2 protein-coding genes are annotated in these 1450 nt (G+C 40.6%); both read left to right on the top strand.

The window, feature by feature from the left end:
- The coding region (locus tag DW938_RS14920; protein ID WP_181984475.1) for a hypothetical protein at positions 1 to 620 on the top strand (620 nt) is incomplete at its 5' end.
- A 5-nt stretch (positions 621 to 625) separates the two neighbouring features.
- On the top strand, positions 626 to 1450 hold an 825-nt coding region (locus DW938_RS14450), incomplete at its 3' end, for a hypothetical protein (protein ID WP_347517439.1).

Raw genomic sequence — 1450 nt, 5'->3', positions numbered from 1 at the left:
GAGAGCTATCTGTGCCTGAGGCTGTAAAGTTAGCACAGGATTTTGCTGATGATTTTACAAATTTCTGCAATTATTCCAATGATCTGTCAGTATCTAGAATAAGCTTGTATGAATGTTCGGACGGCTATTTTTATCTGGCAAATTATACTCAGTCCGTATCTGACGTAAATATTTTGGAATATGCAGGCTATGATAGCATTGACGAAAATATGATCGTGTCCTGCGCTTTCGCATATATCTGCGGAAACGAGGTCAATAATTTTGTCACGAACTCCTACTTTGAAGAATATAAAATCGACGGTGAATTGACGAGTACATCCGATCCTGTTTCTGCCGCTAAATGTTTAAGTGATACTTTAGCAACAAATATGAAGTTGAACGTCAAGCGTATAGCTATTGAATACTGTATGATTAAAAAAGGTAATATTGAGAAAAGCACAGGAGATGAAGAAAAAGACCGTGAAAAAGCTCCCTGGGCAACTTACTGCTCGTATGACATATATGAAGCTGTTCCATGCTGGGTGTTTTACTTTGACGAAACTCCGAACAAGGAAATTTATGCGACCATAAATTGTAACGATATGAACGTTTCTTTTGTTAATAATCAAAAAGGAGTCTAACAATAATGAAAGTTTTGCGTTGTGACCTGAACAAAAGCATAATAAACATAGGCTTTGCAGGTGCGGTGCTGCTGACGACAGTGCTTGCTTTCACCTCCTCAGCCTATACAGACTCAGCTACCGAAAGATCATATTCGGTGTTTGAGTCACTTTTCACCCTCGATAAAAATATCCTCCGCACCGACCCAATGCTGTCCTCAGTGCTGGTTTTCAGAAACGGACTTTCGGGATATATCACAATGTTTTTGCCTATTGTCGTGGCATTCCCATTCATGGTGTCTTTCTGTGCAGAGCGAAATAACGGACTGATGCGTTTCACCATATCCCGCACAGGCAAGCTAAGATATTATCTTTCAAAATTCATATCCGCTCTTATCTCAGGCGGACTTGCCGTTATGCTAGGTATAGCTGTTTACGGCATAGCCTGTGCAGTGCTTTTTCAACCACTTTCGGAGTTTGACGTATCAGCCGACCAGCTTCAATACATAATGCAAGACAGCACAGGTAGAACCATAATCAAAATGCTTGCAGTAGCTTTCGCATATGGTGCAGTTTCCACTCTGCCTGCGTTTTTCCTAAGCTCTTTCTGCAAAAATCCGTATATCATAACCTGCCTGCCCTTTATGCTCAACTATGTCCTTACAACAATGCTCAATAGGATAATAGACGCAAATCTTTTCAACGAAAACTTTGATTTTGATAGAGCGAATGCCTTTTATCCAAGCTCTGTGACGAATTTTCTGTATATACAAAGCTTTGACAGAAGTGCAAAGTGGATAACTGCGGTGAACTGTTCGGGGGCGATTGTTACCCTGCTGGGATTTATTATC

The organism is Ruminococcus sp. AM43-6, from assembly GCF_003461785.1.
In the GTDB taxonomy this organism is placed as follows: domain Bacteria; phylum Bacillota; class Clostridia; order Oscillospirales; family Ruminococcaceae; genus Hominimerdicola; species Hominimerdicola aceti.
This window is presented reverse-complemented; position numbering and strand designations above follow the sequence as displayed.